Genomic DNA, 13250 nt, shown 5'->3' on the forward strand with positions numbered 1-13250 from the left:
GTTCTGTGCAGTGTGGTTCATGCAGGCACTTTGCCAGCGCGAAGCTACCCAGGGTTGATCTGGCTCAAGGTCCGTCGCCAGTCAACGGCAACAATTCAGCAAACCATTGAGGTCGCTCATGTTTCAACCCAGCCCATCCATTTCCATCACCCCCACCGCACCTGGTGATGACAGCCCCTGCGGACTGCCGGGTCGTGTTTCGCAAAACGCTGGTTGTGCGTCACAATCAAAGCCCATGAGACTTGATTCCTTCAAGGTCGCGTGCTCCAGCTGCAACCTTCGTGAGTTGTGCCTGCCTGTGGGCCTGACCCAAAACCAGTTGAACCACCTGGATGACTTGGTGGCGTCGCGCAAGATGGTCAAGCGCGGTGAAGCACTGTTCCACACGGGCGACCCATTCCGCTCTTTGTATGCGGTGCGCACCGGTTTCTTCAAAACCCGGATCTCGGCTGAAGACGGCCGGGATCAGGTGACGGGGTTTCAGATGGCAGGCGAGTTGCTGGGCCTGGACGGCATCAGCACCGACCGGCACGCCTGCGATGCGGTGGCATTGGAAGACTCGCAGGTTTGCGTGATTCCGTTTTCTCAGCTGGAAGAGCTGTCGCGCGAGGTCTCGGACCTGCAGCACCAATTCCACAAGATCATGAGCCGCGAGATTGTTCGTGATCATGGCGTGATGCTGCTGCTGGGCAGCATGCGGGCTGAAGAACGCCTGGCCGCCTTTTTGCTGAACCTCACGCAGCGCCTGCATGCACGGGGCTTCTCGGCATCTGCGCTGGTGCTGCGCATGACACGCGAAGAAATCGGCAGCTACCTGGGTCTGAAGCTGGAAACCGTGAGCCGCACGTTCTCGAAATTCCAGGAAGAGGGCTTCCTGGAGGTCAAGCAGCGCGACATCCGCATCATCAATGAAGACGGATTGAAGGCACTGGTCAACAACGCACGTTGCTGATCCAACAGCGGCGCGCGTGATGCGCGCCGTGCATGCTTGGCAGGATGATGTTGGGCTGTGGCCTTAACCGTGCGCGTGGCGAGTCAGGGCGGCCTCGCGCCGCATGCGCTTGCTGCGGCGCTGTGCGCCGATCGCCGCAGGCGCTTTGCGCATCCACCACGACAAACCGGCTGAACCAGCCGTCACGACCCAGAACACCAGGAAGCTGAGGCTGTAAATGGTGTTGACCTCGGGCTGCCAGCCACCCAGGCTGACGTGGCTGGGATCCACCACCGAGAACACCAGCATTTCAAGCACGCCTGCAGCCAAGAACGACGGCCACAGGATTTGCGCAAGCACGACCGGACGATGTGTCATCTGGCACTCCTCCACCACGATGTGGTGCATGAGCCATGTTGTCCCAGCGAGCGCCCCGTGCCACGAGGACAAACCCCAGGGCCTCAGGCCCGCAGGCTTACCCCCTTGATCGGGCTCAATTCGCGTCCAGCACAGCCCTGGTGGGGTCGGCGGCATGGTTGCGCGCTTTGTGCGCGGGCAACTCTTTGGCCGAGTGAACCTGGCCGGCAGAAGTGTCCAGCACGGGGTCGACGTTGCGCACGGCGATGACCACGGTGGTGAGGCCGGCCACCACCACCAGAGCGGGGCCGCCGATGACCAGCCAGACGATGGGCAGGCGCCACCAGGGCGGGTTGCTCACGGGCGCAGACTGGGCGTTGTTACCAGGTGCAGATTGGGCCATGGGATGGTTGCTCCGTCTCAACGAGGAATCATGAAGGTGGATTTTTCTCTGACGTCCAGCTGGGCGTCAACGCCGTGGCGCATGCGCTCGACCACGATGGTCATGCCCATGCTGCCGCTGCCCAGACGCGCCGCCGTATCGGGCGGGATGCGCACCGACACCGGCACCCAGCGCGCCTCGGCCGGGCCCAGCACGATATCTTGCCCGCCCTCGACCTCGGCCTGGGGCAATTGCTCGACGCCCACGCGGTAGCGCTGAACGGTTTCAGAGGCGTTCATCACCTGCACGCGGTACACGTTCTCGACATAGCCATCGTCCACGATGCGCGCCAGCGCCCCACGGTCCTTGACGATGTCAACGCGGAATGGGGGGCGGGTGTACAGGCTGTACATGAAGGCGCCCACCACCGCCACCAGGATCGCGGTGTACAGCAACACACGAGGCCGCGCCACCCGAGACCACATCTGGGACGAGTCCCACCCCTGGTCCATGGCATTTTGCGTGGTGTAGCGAATCAGGCCACGGGGCGTGCCCATCTTGTCCATCACACCATCGCAAACGTCAATGCATGCAGCACAGCCGATGCACTCATACTGCAGGCCATTGCGGATGTCGATGCCAGTGGGACACACCTGAACACACAGTGTGCAGTCGATGCAATCGCCCTTGGCCTGGCCACTGGCGGCCGCCTTGCGGGACTTGGCGCCACGCGGCTCGCCACGCTTGGGGTCGTAGCTGATGATGAGCGTGTCGCGGTCGAACATGGCGCTTTGGAAGCGCGCATACGGACACATGTACTTGCAGACCTGCTCACGCATGAAACCGGCATTGCCGTAGGTGGCAAAACCGTAAAACAGCACCCAGAAGGTCTCCCAGGGGCCCAGGCCCAGTGCCAGCACCGAGGCACCCAACTCACGAATCGGCGTGAAGTAGCCCACGAAGGTGTAGCCCGTCCACAAGGCCACGGCGATCCATGCGAGTTGCTTGCCGCCCTTGCGCCAGAGCTTTTCAAAGGTCCAGGGCCCCTTGTCCAGCTTCATGCGCTTCATGCGGTCACCTTCGAACTTGCGTTCGATCCACATGAAGATCTCGGTGTAGACCGATTGCGGGCACGCATACCCACACCACAGCCGCCCGGCCACGGCCGTGAACAGGAACAGGCCGTAAGCCGAGATCACCAGGAGTGCCGTCAGGTAAATGAAGTCTTGCGGATACAGCACCAGGTTGAAGATGTAGAAGCGCCGAGAGCCCAGATCAAAGAGCACCGCCTGACGCTCGTTCCAGTACAACCAGGGGGTTCCATAAAAGACCAGTTGGGTCAGCCACACCAGCGCCCAGCGCCACTTGGCAAACCAGCCATCCACCGCCCGGGCGTAGATGGTTTCACTTTTCTTGTAAAGGGAAATGACCTGCTCGCGTCGAACTTCTCGTTGTTCTGGTGAGGCGGCGGGAGGTGGGGATGCAGTCGTGTCGGTCATGACATCACACATGAAAAACGGCGGGGGCCGGATACCCATCACGGTATCACGCACCACCTCCGCCGTTGGTGATTTTCAGCCGGTCCTTGATGACAATCAAGTCGCCAATCCGGTCATCGAGCCCTCAAGGGGTTCTCATTGGGCGTCTGCCACGCGGGTCTTGTTGTTGGACAGGCCCCACACGTAGGACGCCACCACCCGAATCTGCTCATCAGACAGACGTGGGCTTTGCGCAGGCATCACGTTGACGATGCCATGGTTGACGGCCTTCATGATGGCGTCTTCACCCCAGCCGTGCAGCCAGATCTTGTCGCTCAGGTTGGGCGCACCAATGGCCTGGTTGCCCTTGCCATCGGCACCGTGGCAGGCTGCACACACGGCGGTGAACTTGGCCTTGCCCTGGGCGGCCAGCACCGCGTTGTGCCCGCTGCCCGACAGGCTCAACACATAGTTGGCCACCTGGCGAACCTCGTCAGGCCCCCCTACCGCAGCCACCATCGGGGGCATTTGCCCACGGCGACCACCGGTGATGGTCTCGATGATCTTGTCGGGCGACCCACCGTGCAGCCAGTCACCGTCCGTCAGGTTGGGGAAGCTCTTGGAGCCCTTGGCATCCGAGCCATGACAAGCCGCGCAGTTGTTCAGGAACAGACGCTCACCAATGGCCTGGGCGGCAGGGTCACGCGAGAGGTCTTCCACGGACTTGCCGTCGAACTTGGCGTACACCTGGCCCTCGGTTTCCTTGGCCTTGAGGATTTCACGCTCAAGCTGACCCACGGCGCTCCATTGCAGCTTGCCCTGGTAGACACCCAGCCCGGGGTAGAACGACAGATAAGCCACGGCAAACACCAGGGTGATGATGAACAGCACCAGCCACCAGCGCGGCAGGGGATTGTTCAACTCCTGCAAGTCGCCGTCCCAGACGTGACCCGTGGTTTTGTCCACGTTGCCCTGGGCATCGTAGATCACCTTGTGACGGGCAGCGCCGATGAGCACGAAGGCGCAGTACACCAACCCGAACACCACGATGGCCGCGACATACCACGCCCATCCACTTGAAACGAAGTCGCTCATTGCGAGCCTCCAGTCAATCTTCTGAAAGAGGCAGCTTGGCCGCCTCTTCGAACTGGGCCTTGTTGCCGCGCGAATACGCCCAGACCACAATGCCCACGAACACGCCCAGACATGCCACGGTGAAGAGGCTTCTCAGATCCATGACGTCCATGTCTGCTGCTCCTGGTTACTTGACGGCAGTGCCCAGCACCTGCAGGTAGGCGATCAGAGCTTGCAGCTCGGTCTTGCCTTCCACCTCGGCTTCGGCGGCCTTGATCTCGTCATCGGAGTAAGGCACGCCCACCTTGCGCAGGGCTTCCATGCGGGGCGCCAGACCCTTGGCGTTGACCGTGGCGGTCTCCAGCCAGGGGTAGGCCGGCATGTTGGACTCGGGCACCACATCACGCGGGTTGATCAAGTGCACGCGATGCCATTCGTCGGAGTACTTGCCGCCAACCCGGTGCAGGTCGGGGCCGGTGCGCTTGGAGCCCCATTGGAAGGGGTGGTCGTACACGAACTCGCCCGCCACCGAGTAGTGGCCATAACGCAGGGTTTCAGCGCGGAAGGGACGGATCATCTGCGAGTGGCAGCCGTAGCAGCCCTCACGCAGGTAAACGTCACGACCAGCCAACTGCAAGGCGGTGTAAGGCTTGAGGCCGTCGACCGGTTGCGTGGTGCTTTGCTGGAAAAACAGGGGAACGATTTCCACCAGACCACCGAACGCCACGACCACCAGGGTCAGGACGATCATCAGGAAGTTGCTGGTTTCGATCCGTTCGTGGGAAAACAGCTTGGGCTTGTGATTGTTGTCAGCCATGATCAATCTCCAATCAGGCGTGTGCCGGCGTGGCCTGGGGGATCGGCGCGTTGACGGCGCGACCAGCCATGGCGGTCATCACGGTGTTCCACAGCATCAGGATCATGCCGCCCAGGTAGAGCAGGCCGCCCGCGACGCGGATCACGTAGAAGGGATAGGTGGCCTTCACGCTTTCGACGAAGGTGTAGACCAGGGTGCCGTCGGCATTCACTGCACGCCACATCAGGCCCTGCATCACACCGGCGATCCACATCGCAGCGATGTACAGCACGATGCCGATGGTGGCGGCCCAGAAGTGCACCGAAATGGCCGAGACGCTGTACATGGTCTTGCGCCCGAACATGCGCGGGATCAGGTAGTAGAGCGATCCCATCGAGATCAGACCCACCCAGCCCAGGGCGCCCGAGTGCACGTGGCCCACCGTCCAGTCGGTGTAGTGCGACAGCGAGTTCACGGTCTTGATGGACATCATCGGACCTTCGAAGGTGGACATGCCGTAGAACGACAGGGCCACGATCAGGAACTTCAGGATGGCGTCGTCACGCAGCTTGTACCAGGCACCCGACAGGGTCATGATGCCGTTGATCATGCCGCCCCAAGATGGTGCCAGCAGGATCAGCGAGAACACCATGCCGACGGATTGGGTCCAGTCAGGCAGCGCGGTGTAGTGCAGGTGGTGAGGACCCGCCCACATGTAGGTGAAGATCAGCGCCCAGAAGTGGACGATGGACAGGCGGTAGGAGTAAACCGGACGTTCGGCCTGCTTGGGGATGTAGTAGTACATCATGCCCAGGAAGCCGGCGGTCAGGAAGAAGCCCACGGCATTGTGGCCGTACCACCATTGCACCATGGCGTCTTGCACGCCCGCGTAGGCAGAGTAAGACTTGGGCGACAGGACGCCGTTGTCGAACACCGGGATGGCGGCGCTGTTGACGATGTGCAGCAGGGCCACAGCGATGATGAACGCGCCGTAGAACCAGTTGGCCACGTAGATGTGGCGCACCTTGCGGATGCCGATGGTGCCGAAGAAGACCACGGCATAGGCCACCCAGACCAGGGTGATCAGGATGTCAATGGGCCATTCCAGCTCGGCATATTCCTTGCCTTGGGTGTAACCCATGGGCAAAGACAGCGCAGCGGCAACGATGACCAATTGCCAACCCCAGAACGTGAAGGAGGCCAATGGGCCTGCAAACAGTCGGGTTTGACAGGTTCGTTGCACCACGTGGTAAGACGTGGCGAACAGCGCACAACCGCCGAACGCGAAAATCACGGCGTTGGTGTGCAGGGGACGCAGCCGCCCGTAGGACAGCCAGGGGATGCCGAAATTGAGTTCCGGCCAAGCCAGTTGGGACGCGATCAGGACGCCGACCGCCATACCGACGACGCCCCAGACGACGGCGGCAATGGCGAACTGCCGGACAACCTTGTCGTTGTATGTGGCAGAGTGGGTGGTTGCCATCTCTTCTTCTCCTTTGTTGCAGGCTGAATTGTGCGGGCAAACCACTAGCTAATTTTGATAAGGCTCAACCTTATCCTCAGGTTTTTCCTCGTCTGTCTTCAAGATGCGAACGGCTTCTTGCTCGATGTCTTCAAATTGACCATTGAAGACCGCCCAGCCCAGCACGGCCAGGATGGCCAGCACCAGCAAAACGGACACGGGGAGCAAGACGTAGAGGATTTCCATGGCGTGGTTTGCCGTCAGCGACGGTCGGGGCCGAGTCTAAGGGCATTCAGCACGACACCCAGCGAGCTCAGCGCCATGCCCAGCCCCGCAAGCCAGGGGGGCATCAAGCCCATCAGGGCCAGGGGAATGGAGCTGAAGTTGTAGATCGCTGACCATGTCAGGTTCTGTTTAACGATTCGCATGGCCCTGCGGCTGATGGCCACCGCTTCTGGCACACCCTGCAAACGACCGTTCAGCACGATGAGGTCGGCCTGAGACTGCGCCAGCGCGGCCCCCTGGTCGAGGGCCATGGAAACGTCGGCTTTTGCCAACACCGGGGCATCGTTGATGCCGTCGCCAACGACGGCCACCCGAAGGCCCTGCGACTGGGCCGACTGGATGGCTCGGAGCTTGTCCTCTGGCGTGGCCTCCGCCTGCGCGACACTCAAGCCAGCCGCGCTGCCGCCCAACTGCGCCGCCGCCGCATACACACGATCGCACTGGTCGCCCGAGAGCAGCAAAGCGTCGATGTGCAGCCGCTGCAAGCCGGCCAGCGCGGGGCGGGCCTCGTCCCGAAACCGCTCGTCAAACACGAAGCCCACCACCGTGTCGGTCTGCAAGCTCTCGTCGGCGCCCCACGCAGCCACCCAAACCCGCGCATCAGGGTGGTGCATCACCCAGGCGGGGGCATGGCCCTGCAGCACCCAGTCCTGGCGTCCAAGCCGCCACACACGGCCTGACGCGTCCACCGCCTCGACGCCCTGGCCAGCCAACTCGCGCACCTCGGCCCAGGGTTGCCGGCTCCAGCCACCCGCGGCATCGGCCGCCGCCAGCAGCGATCGCGACAAAGGATGCTGAGAGTGGGCCGCCAGGTCCACGGCCTCGGTCCAGCGCCGGGGCCAGTCCTGAGAGACGGTCTGCACCGGCTGTGCGCCCTGCGCGATGCACCATGAGGACAGCGTCAGGGCGCCTTCGGTGAGCGTGCCCGTCTTGTCAAAGTACACGCGCTCGATCTTCGACAAGGTTTCCAGGGCATCGAGGCGGCGCACCAGCACCCCCCTGGAGGCCATGTTGCCCGCTGCCGCCAGCAAGGCCGCTGGCGCCGACAAGGAGAACGCACACGGGCAGGTCACAACCAGCACCGACACCGCCACCCAGATGGCCCGACTGGGGTCGATCCAGCTCCAGACCAGCCCCCCCAGCAAGGCGAGGATCAGCACCCCCCACAAGAATGGGCTGGCAAACCGGTCTGCCAACCTCATCAGACCAGGCTTTTCGGTCATGGCCTGCTGAACCAGCGACACGATCTGCTGGTAGCGTGTGTCCATGCCCAGGCGCTCGACGCTGATCCACACCGGGGCGGAGAGGTTGAGGCTGCCGGCCACGACCAATTGACCCGCACGGCGATGGACGGCCCGGGATTCACCCGTGAGCAAGGATTCATCCACGTCGGTCTCGCCTTGCAGCACCTGCCCGTCGGCGGGGAAGGCCTGCCCGACGGCCACGCGCACCCGATCCCCATGGCGCAGCGCCGAGATCGGCACCGATTCGATGCCAGCCACGGACAGGTCGGACTGAGCGTCCACTGCGCGCTCAACCGCCTCGGGCAGCCGCACACACAAGGCCTCCAGCGACTGGGTGACCTGCTCCCGGGCCCGGCTTTCAAGCCAGCGCCCTGCCAGCAGGAAAGCCACGAACATGGTCAATGAGTCGAAATAGGCATCCGGGCCAAAAATGTCGGTGTGCCCGAAGGTGACCCCGGTGGAGACCACGAAGGCCGCGGCCATGCCGATGGCCACGGGGGTGTCCATGGCAATGCGACCTTGGCGCGCCGCACGCCACGCGCCCTGGAAAAATGGCCCGCACGAAAACAGCATGACCGGCAGGCTGAGCACCCAGTTCGCCCAGTTCATGAGCTGCCACAGGTCGGGCGGGATTTCGTCGCGCCCGGCCACGTACTGCGGAAAGGTGATCATCATCACCTGCATCATGCAAAACGCGGCCACGGCCAATTGCCACAGGAGCTTGCGACGTTCGCGCAAGCGCTCGTGACCGGCGCGGGCCGCAGCGTCAGGCCAGGCGCGGTAGCCCACGGCCTGTACGGCCCGCACCAGCCCCGACAGCTGGGTGGCCTTGGGGTCCAGGGTGATGCGTGCCCGCTGGGACGCCGCCTGCACCTGAACGTCCTGAACGCCAGGCACCGTGCGCAAGGCCTGTTCGATCGTGATGGAGCAGGCCGCACAGTACATGCCTGACAAACCCAGCCCGATGGTGCGCAGGCTGGACCCGGGCACCTGTGCCAGCACGCACTGCTGCATCAGGTCGGGGTCGTCCAGCCCGGCCACCTGCGCGGCGCTGAGCTCCGGCAGCGGCGGCAGTGGCCCGCCTTCGGTCGACAGGGGTTGCGGCACGGCCGGTGCGGGGGATACGGCGTTCATGACTTGGGGCTGCTACAGTGATCGGGTTGAGACCCTTCAATATTGAACTTCCAGCGACACATCCACCTGTCATCGCCATGTCTCCATCCAAGATTGTCTTGCATGCCGGGCTGAAGGCCCAAATCTGGGGGCTTGTCACGGCCGGTTTGCTGGCCATCGGCGCGTCGGCCCATGCCGGCGATGCGCCCCAAAGTCTGCCAACGGTGGCGCTGAGTGCCGGCATGCACAACATCCAGGCCGAGGTGGCGCGCACGCCGCAAGAGTTGTCCACCGGCTTGATGCACCGCAGCAGCATGCCCGCCAATCACGGCATGCTGTTTGTGTTTGACCGGCCGGGGCAACAATGCTTCTGGATGAAGAACACGCTGATCCCCTTGTCCATTGCTTTTCTGGCCGACGATGGCCGGGTGGTGAACATCGCTGAAATGCAGGCCGGCAGCCTTGAATCACACTGCTCCACGGAGGCTGTGCGTTTTGCCCTGGAGATGAACAAGGGCTGGTTCAAACGCAAAGGCGTTCGTGAGGGGCAACGGCTCAGCGGCCCCCCGTTCGCGGCTGCATCGCCTTCAGGATCTGCGGCAACACGCTGAGCGTGGCTTCACGCCCCGCCAGGATGGACAGGCGGCGCGCGGCAAAGTCGGCACTGCCGACACCCTCCAGCTTGGGCCGGATGACGACATCGGCCTCTCGGGTCTCGAACTGACCCAGGCTTTTGCCCATGATGCTGAAGGTTTGCAGCAAGATGTCGGTGGCACGCCGGGTGGGCTGGCCCTCCGGGATGGCGGAAATGTCCACCGCGATGACCACCTCGGCCCCCATCTGACGCGCAAACCGCACCGGCACCGGAGAGACGGCGCCGCCATCGATGTACTCGCGGCTTCCGATGCGCACCGGCTCGAACACGGCGGGCACCGCGCTGGAGGCACGCACGGCCGTCCCGGGGTCGCCTCGCCTGAACAAAATGGGCTCGCCGCTCTGAAGGTCGGCCGCCACCACGCCCAGGGGCATGCGCATGGCCTCGATCGCCCTGCCCTGAACCTGTTGACGAACAAACCGGGCCAAGGCCTCGCCCTTCATCACGCCGCGCCCGGGAAACACCCAGTCGGTGATCGTGGACTCGTCCAGGGTCATGGCCATGCGTCCCAGCTCCACCGGATGGTGGCCGGCGGCATACAAGGTGGCCACCAGGCTGCCCGCCGAGGTGCCCACGACGAGGTCGGGCTTGATGCCCTGCTCTTCCAGCACCTGAAGCACACCGATGTGGGCAAAGCCGCGCGCAGCGCCGCCACCCAGGGCCAGGCCCAGGCGGGGCGCCCGTGTGGGTGTGGGCTCGGGGGCCTGCACCGAAGGGGCTGCAGGAGCCGCAGGCGCCATAGGCGTGCGGTGGGCGCAGGCCGACAGCAGACAAGCTGCGACCACCAGCAAACATCTATATTTCATATAGTTATAATGAAAACCAAAAAATGTTGTTCTCATGGATAAAAGAAGTCCTTACAGTGGCGCCTTCCTGAAACGGGGACCGTCACATGCCGTGCACAGGCCGCTTCAGGAGTTGCACAACAGCCAGACATGATCCTCGATTGGATGGCGGTCGTGGCCGGCGCTGGTGTGGGGCTCATTGTGGGCCTGACCGGCGTGGGCGGCGGCTCGCTGATGACCCCTTTGCTGATTTCGGTGTTCGGCCTGGACAAGGCCGTGGCCATCGGCACCGACCTCTGGTTTGCCGGACTGACCAAGGTGTCGGGCTCGGTGGCTCACCACCGCGAGGGCCATGTCGACTACCACATCACCAAGCGGCTCTTGATGGGCAGCATCCCCGCGTCCATCCTGACGCTGTGGTTCATGCATGTCGAGGGCATCCACAAGTCAGGGCAAAGCATGCTGGCGCTGGCGCTGGGCATCGCCCTGTTGCTGACCGCCGTGACCGTGGCCTTTCGGCCGGTATGGCACCGCGTGGGCTTGTGGCTGGAGCGCTGGGTCACGCGCAGCAATCGCTCGGCCTTGACCGTACTTTGTGGTGCAATCCTGGGTGTGTTGGTGTCGCTCAGCTCGATCGGGGCCGGCGCGCTGGGTGCCACCATGATCTTGCTGCTGTACCCCCGTCTGGACATGAAGCGGCTGGTGGGTACCGACATTGCGCACGCCGTGCCGCTCACGCTGGTGGCTGGCGTCGGCCACGCTTCACTGGGCAATGTGGAGTGGGGGCTGTTGCTGGCGCTGTTGCTGGGTTCGTTGCCTGCGATTTGGCTCGGCGCCAAATTGACCCGTCTCCTGCCCGAAATCGTCACCCGCTTCGCGCTGTGTGTCTGCCTGCTGCTGGCAGCCAACAAAGTGCTGAGGCTCGTCTGAACTTGATCCAGAATCCGACCCGCCCACGAGAGTCTTGCCATGTACCAGTACACCGAATTCGACAAGCACTTCGTTCAACAACGTGCCGCCCAGTTTCGCGACCAGCTTGAGCGCAACCTGGCCGGCAAGCTGGGTGACGAAGAGTTCCGCCCCTTGCGTCTGCAAAACGGCTGGTACGTCCAGCGTCATGCCCCGATGCTGCGCGTGGCCGTGCCCTACGGTGAGATGTCCAGCAAGCAGATTCGCCAGTTGGCGCGCATCGCCCGTGAGTTTGATCGCGGCTACGCCCACTTCACCACCCGCCAGAACGTCCAGTACAACTGGATCCCGCTGCCCAAGGCCGCCGATGTGATGGACCTGCTGGCCGAGGTCAACATGCACGGCATCCAGACCTCGGGCAACTGCATCCGCAACATCACCGCCGACGCCAAGGTGGGTGTGGCCGCCGACGAGATCGTCGATGCACGCCCCTACGCCGAAGTGCTGCGCCAGTGGTCCACGCTGCACCCCGAGTTTGCCTTCCTGCCCCGCAAGTTCAAGATCGCGATCAGCGGCGCCAAGGAAGACCGCGCCGCCGTGGCCTGGCACGACATCGGCCTGCACCTGGTCAAGAACGATGCCGGCGAGGTGGGCTTCACCGTGCTGGTGGGTGGCGGCATGGGTCGCACCCCGATCACCGGCAGCGTGATCAACGACTTCGTGCCCTGGCGGCAGATTCTGGTGTACATCGAGGCCATCGTGCGCGTGTACAACCGCTATGGCCGCCGTGACAACATGTACAAGGCCCGCATCAAGATCCTGGTGAAGGCAGAAGGTCAGAAGTTCTTTGATCAAGTGAACGCCGAGTTCCAGAACATCCTGGAGCGCGACTTGGACGGCGCGGCCCACCTGATCCCGCAGGCCGAATTCGACCGCGTGAACGCCGGGTTTACGTTCCCCGCGTCGGTGCAGGCCCATGTGGCCGCCGGCAATGGACTGCCTGTCGATGCCTCGGACGCTGACAAACAGCAATTTGCCAAGTGGCTGGAGCGCAATGTGGAAGGCCACAAGGTGCAGGGCTACCGATGCGTGCAGTTGTCGGTCAAGCGCGTGGGCCAGGCGCCCGGTGACGTGACCGACACGCAAATGGAGGCCATTGCAGACATGGCCGACCAGTTCAGCTGCGGCGAACTGCGTGTGACCCACGACCAGAACGTGCTGCTGCCTTTCGTGCGCGAAGAAGACCTGTACGCCCTGTGGCAAGCCGCCAAGGCCGCCACGCTGGCATCGCCCAACATCGGCCTGCTGAGCGACATGATCGCCTGCCCGGGTGGCGACTTCTGCGCCCTGGCCAATGCCCGCTCCATCCCCATCGCCAACGCCTTGATCGAACGCTATCAAGACCTGGACGAGCTCTATGACATTGGCGAGATCGACCTGCACATCTCGGGGTGCATCAACTCGTGCGGCCACCACCACAGCGGCCACATCGGCATCCTGGGCGTGGACAAGGACGGCACCGAGTGGTACCAGATCACCCTGGGCGGCTCGGACGGCTCGGCACACGCGCCTGCAGCGGTCGCCGGCAAGGTGATCGGCCCCTCGTTCGCGGCCGATGAAGTGCAGGACGCCATCGAAGCCATCATCGAGACCTACCAGGCGCAGCGCCAGGGCCAGGAGAAGTTCGTGGACTGCGTCAAGCGCCTGGGGCTGGAGCCGTTCAAGGCGGCCGCCAACGCCACACGCCGCAGCACCGCCAAAACGGCTTGAGCCAGCCCA

Annotated in this window: 14 protein-coding genes; 4 read left to right on the forward strand and 10 right to left on the reverse strand. The window is 63.4% G+C overall.

Annotated features, from left to right (window positions below):
- Window positions 1-235: 235 nt before the first annotated feature.
- Window positions 236-952 (forward strand): fumarate/nitrate reduction transcriptional regulator Fnr, encoded by a 717-nt coding sequence (fnr, locus tag WNB94_RS15370; protein ID WP_341391254.1) that lies wholly within the window; start codon window positions 236-238, stop codon window positions 950-952.
- Between the two features lie 63 nt (window positions 953-1015).
- Here fnr and WNB94_RS15375 read toward each other — a convergent pair whose 3' ends face one another.
- The 9 genes from WNB94_RS15375 to WNB94_RS15415 form a co-directional block, all read right to left on the reverse strand.
- The gene (locus WNB94_RS15375; RefSeq protein ID WP_341391255.1) at window positions 1016-1309 is read right to left on the reverse strand and encodes a hypothetical protein; all 294 of its coding nucleotides are present in this window, start codon (window positions 1307-1309) and stop codon (window positions 1016-1018) included.
- A gap of 115 nt (window positions 1310-1424) precedes the next feature.
- On the reverse strand, window positions 1425-1691 hold the full coding sequence (locus WNB94_RS15380; protein WP_341391256.1) for a nitrogen fixation protein FixH: 267 nt from the start codon (window positions 1689-1691) through the stop codon (window positions 1425-1427).
- Window positions 1692-1708: 17 nt separating this feature from the next.
- A complete protein-coding gene (gene ccoG / locus WNB94_RS15385; RefSeq protein ID WP_445819088.1) occupies window positions 1709-3181 on the reverse strand; it encodes a cytochrome c oxidase accessory protein CcoG in 1473 nt (490 codons plus the stop codon).
- Window positions 3182-3304: 123 nt separating this feature from the next.
- Window positions 3305-4243, reverse strand: coding sequence for a cytochrome-c oxidase, cbb3-type subunit III (ccoP, locus tag WNB94_RS15390; protein WP_341391258.1), 939 nt, complete (start codon window positions 4241-4243; stop codon window positions 3305-3307).
- A 13-nt stretch (window positions 4244-4256) separates the two neighbouring features.
- A complete protein-coding gene (locus tag WNB94_RS15395) occupies window positions 4257-4394 on the reverse strand; it encodes a cbb3-type cytochrome oxidase subunit 3 (RefSeq protein ID WP_341391259.1) in 138 nt (45 codons plus the stop codon).
- A gap of 15 nt (window positions 4395-4409) precedes the next feature.
- Window positions 4410-5039, reverse strand: coding sequence for a cytochrome-c oxidase, cbb3-type subunit II (gene ccoO / locus WNB94_RS15400; protein WP_341391260.1), 630 nt, complete (start codon window positions 5037-5039; stop codon window positions 4410-4412).
- Between the two features lie 13 nt (window positions 5040-5052).
- Window positions 5053-6501, reverse strand: coding sequence for a cytochrome-c oxidase, cbb3-type subunit I (gene ccoN / locus WNB94_RS15405; RefSeq protein ID WP_341391261.1), 1449 nt, complete (start codon window positions 6499-6501; stop codon window positions 5053-5055).
- A gap of 48 nt (window positions 6502-6549) precedes the next feature.
- Window positions 6550-6726 carry a cbb3-type cytochrome oxidase assembly protein CcoS gene (ccoS, locus tag WNB94_RS15410; RefSeq protein ID WP_445819089.1) on the reverse strand — a complete coding sequence of 59 codons (177 nt, stop codon included), beginning with the start codon at window positions 6724-6726 and terminating at the stop codon, window positions 6550-6552.
- Between the two features lie 14 nt (window positions 6727-6740).
- Complete coding sequence (locus WNB94_RS15415; RefSeq protein ID WP_341391262.1) at window positions 6741-9143, reverse strand: heavy metal translocating P-type ATPase; 2403 nt, start codon at window positions 9141-9143, stop codon at window positions 6741-6743.
- Window positions 9144-9220: 77 nt separating this feature from the next.
- Between WNB94_RS15415 and WNB94_RS15420 the strand changes: the two genes are divergently transcribed.
- The gene (locus WNB94_RS15420; RefSeq protein ID WP_341391263.1) at window positions 9221-9733 is read left to right on the forward strand and encodes a DUF192 domain-containing protein; all 513 of its coding nucleotides are present in this window, start codon (window positions 9221-9223) and stop codon (window positions 9731-9733) included.
- Here the strand turns inward: WNB94_RS15420 and WNB94_RS15425 are convergent.
- Window positions 9678-10583, reverse strand: a complete 906-nt coding sequence (locus WNB94_RS15425; protein ID WP_341391264.1) for a patatin-like phospholipase family protein — start codon at window positions 10581-10583, stop codon at window positions 9678-9680. The genes WNB94_RS15420 and WNB94_RS15425 overlap by 56 nt on opposite strands.
- 129 nt (window positions 10584-10712) lie before the next feature.
- Here WNB94_RS15425 and WNB94_RS15430 point away from each other — a divergent pair, with 129 nt between their 5' ends.
- Together WNB94_RS15430 and WNB94_RS15435 are read left to right on the forward strand one after the other, a co-directional pair.
- Window positions 10713-11492 (forward strand): sulfite exporter TauE/SafE family protein, encoded by a 780-nt coding sequence (locus WNB94_RS15430; RefSeq protein ID WP_341391265.1) that lies wholly within the window; start codon window positions 10713-10715, stop codon window positions 11490-11492.
- Window positions 11493-11531: 39 nt separating this feature from the next.
- Window positions 11532-13241 carry a nitrite/sulfite reductase gene (locus tag WNB94_RS15435; RefSeq protein WP_341391266.1) on the forward strand — a complete coding sequence of 570 codons (1710 nt, stop codon included), beginning with the start codon at window positions 11532-11534 and terminating at the stop codon, window positions 13239-13241.
- Window positions 13242-13250 lie beyond the last annotated feature (9 nt).

Source organism: Aquabacterium sp. A3, from assembly GCF_038069945.1.
Lineage (GTDB): Bacteria > Pseudomonadota > Gammaproteobacteria > Burkholderiales > Burkholderiaceae_C > Aquabacterium.

Coding starts and splice junctions, on each gene's coding strand:
- WNB94_RS15420 (WP_341391263.1), top strand. CDS start 9,221: ATGTCTCCATCCAAGATTGTCTTGCATGCCGGGCTGAAGGCCCAAATC.
- WNB94_RS15415 (WP_341391262.1), bottom strand. CDS start 9,143: ATGAACGCCGTATCCCCCGCACCGGCCGTGCCGCAACCCCTGTCGACC.
- ccoN (WP_341391261.1), bottom strand. CDS start 6,501: ATGGCAACCACCCACTCTGCCACATACAACGACAAGGTTGTCCGGCAG.
- ccoG (WP_445819088.1), bottom strand. CDS start 3,181: ATGTGTGATGTCATGACCGACACGACTGCATCCCCACCTCCCGCCGCC.
- WNB94_RS15375 (WP_341391255.1), bottom strand. CDS start 1,309: ATGACACATCGTCCGGTCGTGCTTGCGCAAATCCTGTGGCCGTCGTTC.
- WNB94_RS15395 (WP_341391259.1), bottom strand. CDS start 4,394: ATGGACGTCATGGATCTGAGAAGCCTCTTCACCGTGGCATGTCTGGGC.
- ccoO (WP_341391260.1), bottom strand. CDS start 5,039: ATGGCTGACAACAATCACAAGCCCAAGCTGTTTTCCCACGAACGGATC.
- ccoP (WP_341391258.1), bottom strand. CDS start 4,243: ATGAGCGACTTCGTTTCAAGTGGATGGGCGTGGTATGTCGCGGCCATC.
- fnr (WP_341391254.1), top strand. CDS start 236: ATGAGACTTGATTCCTTCAAGGTCGCGTGCTCCAGCTGCAACCTTCGT.
- WNB94_RS15435 (WP_341391266.1), top strand. CDS start 11,532: ATGTACCAGTACACCGAATTCGACAAGCACTTCGTTCAACAACGTGCC.
- WNB94_RS15430 (WP_341391265.1), top strand. CDS start 10,713: ATGATCCTCGATTGGATGGCGGTCGTGGCCGGCGCTGGTGTGGGGCTC.
- WNB94_RS15425 (WP_341391264.1), bottom strand. CDS start 10,583: ATGAAATATAGATGTTTGCTGGTGGTCGCAGCTTGTCTGCTGTCGGCC.
- ccoS (WP_445819089.1), bottom strand. CDS start 6,726: ATGGAAATCCTCTACGTCTTGCTCCCCGTGTCCGTTTTGCTGGTGCTG.
- WNB94_RS15380 (WP_341391256.1), bottom strand. CDS start 1,691: ATGGCCCAATCTGCACCTGGTAACAACGCCCAGTCTGCGCCCGTGAGC.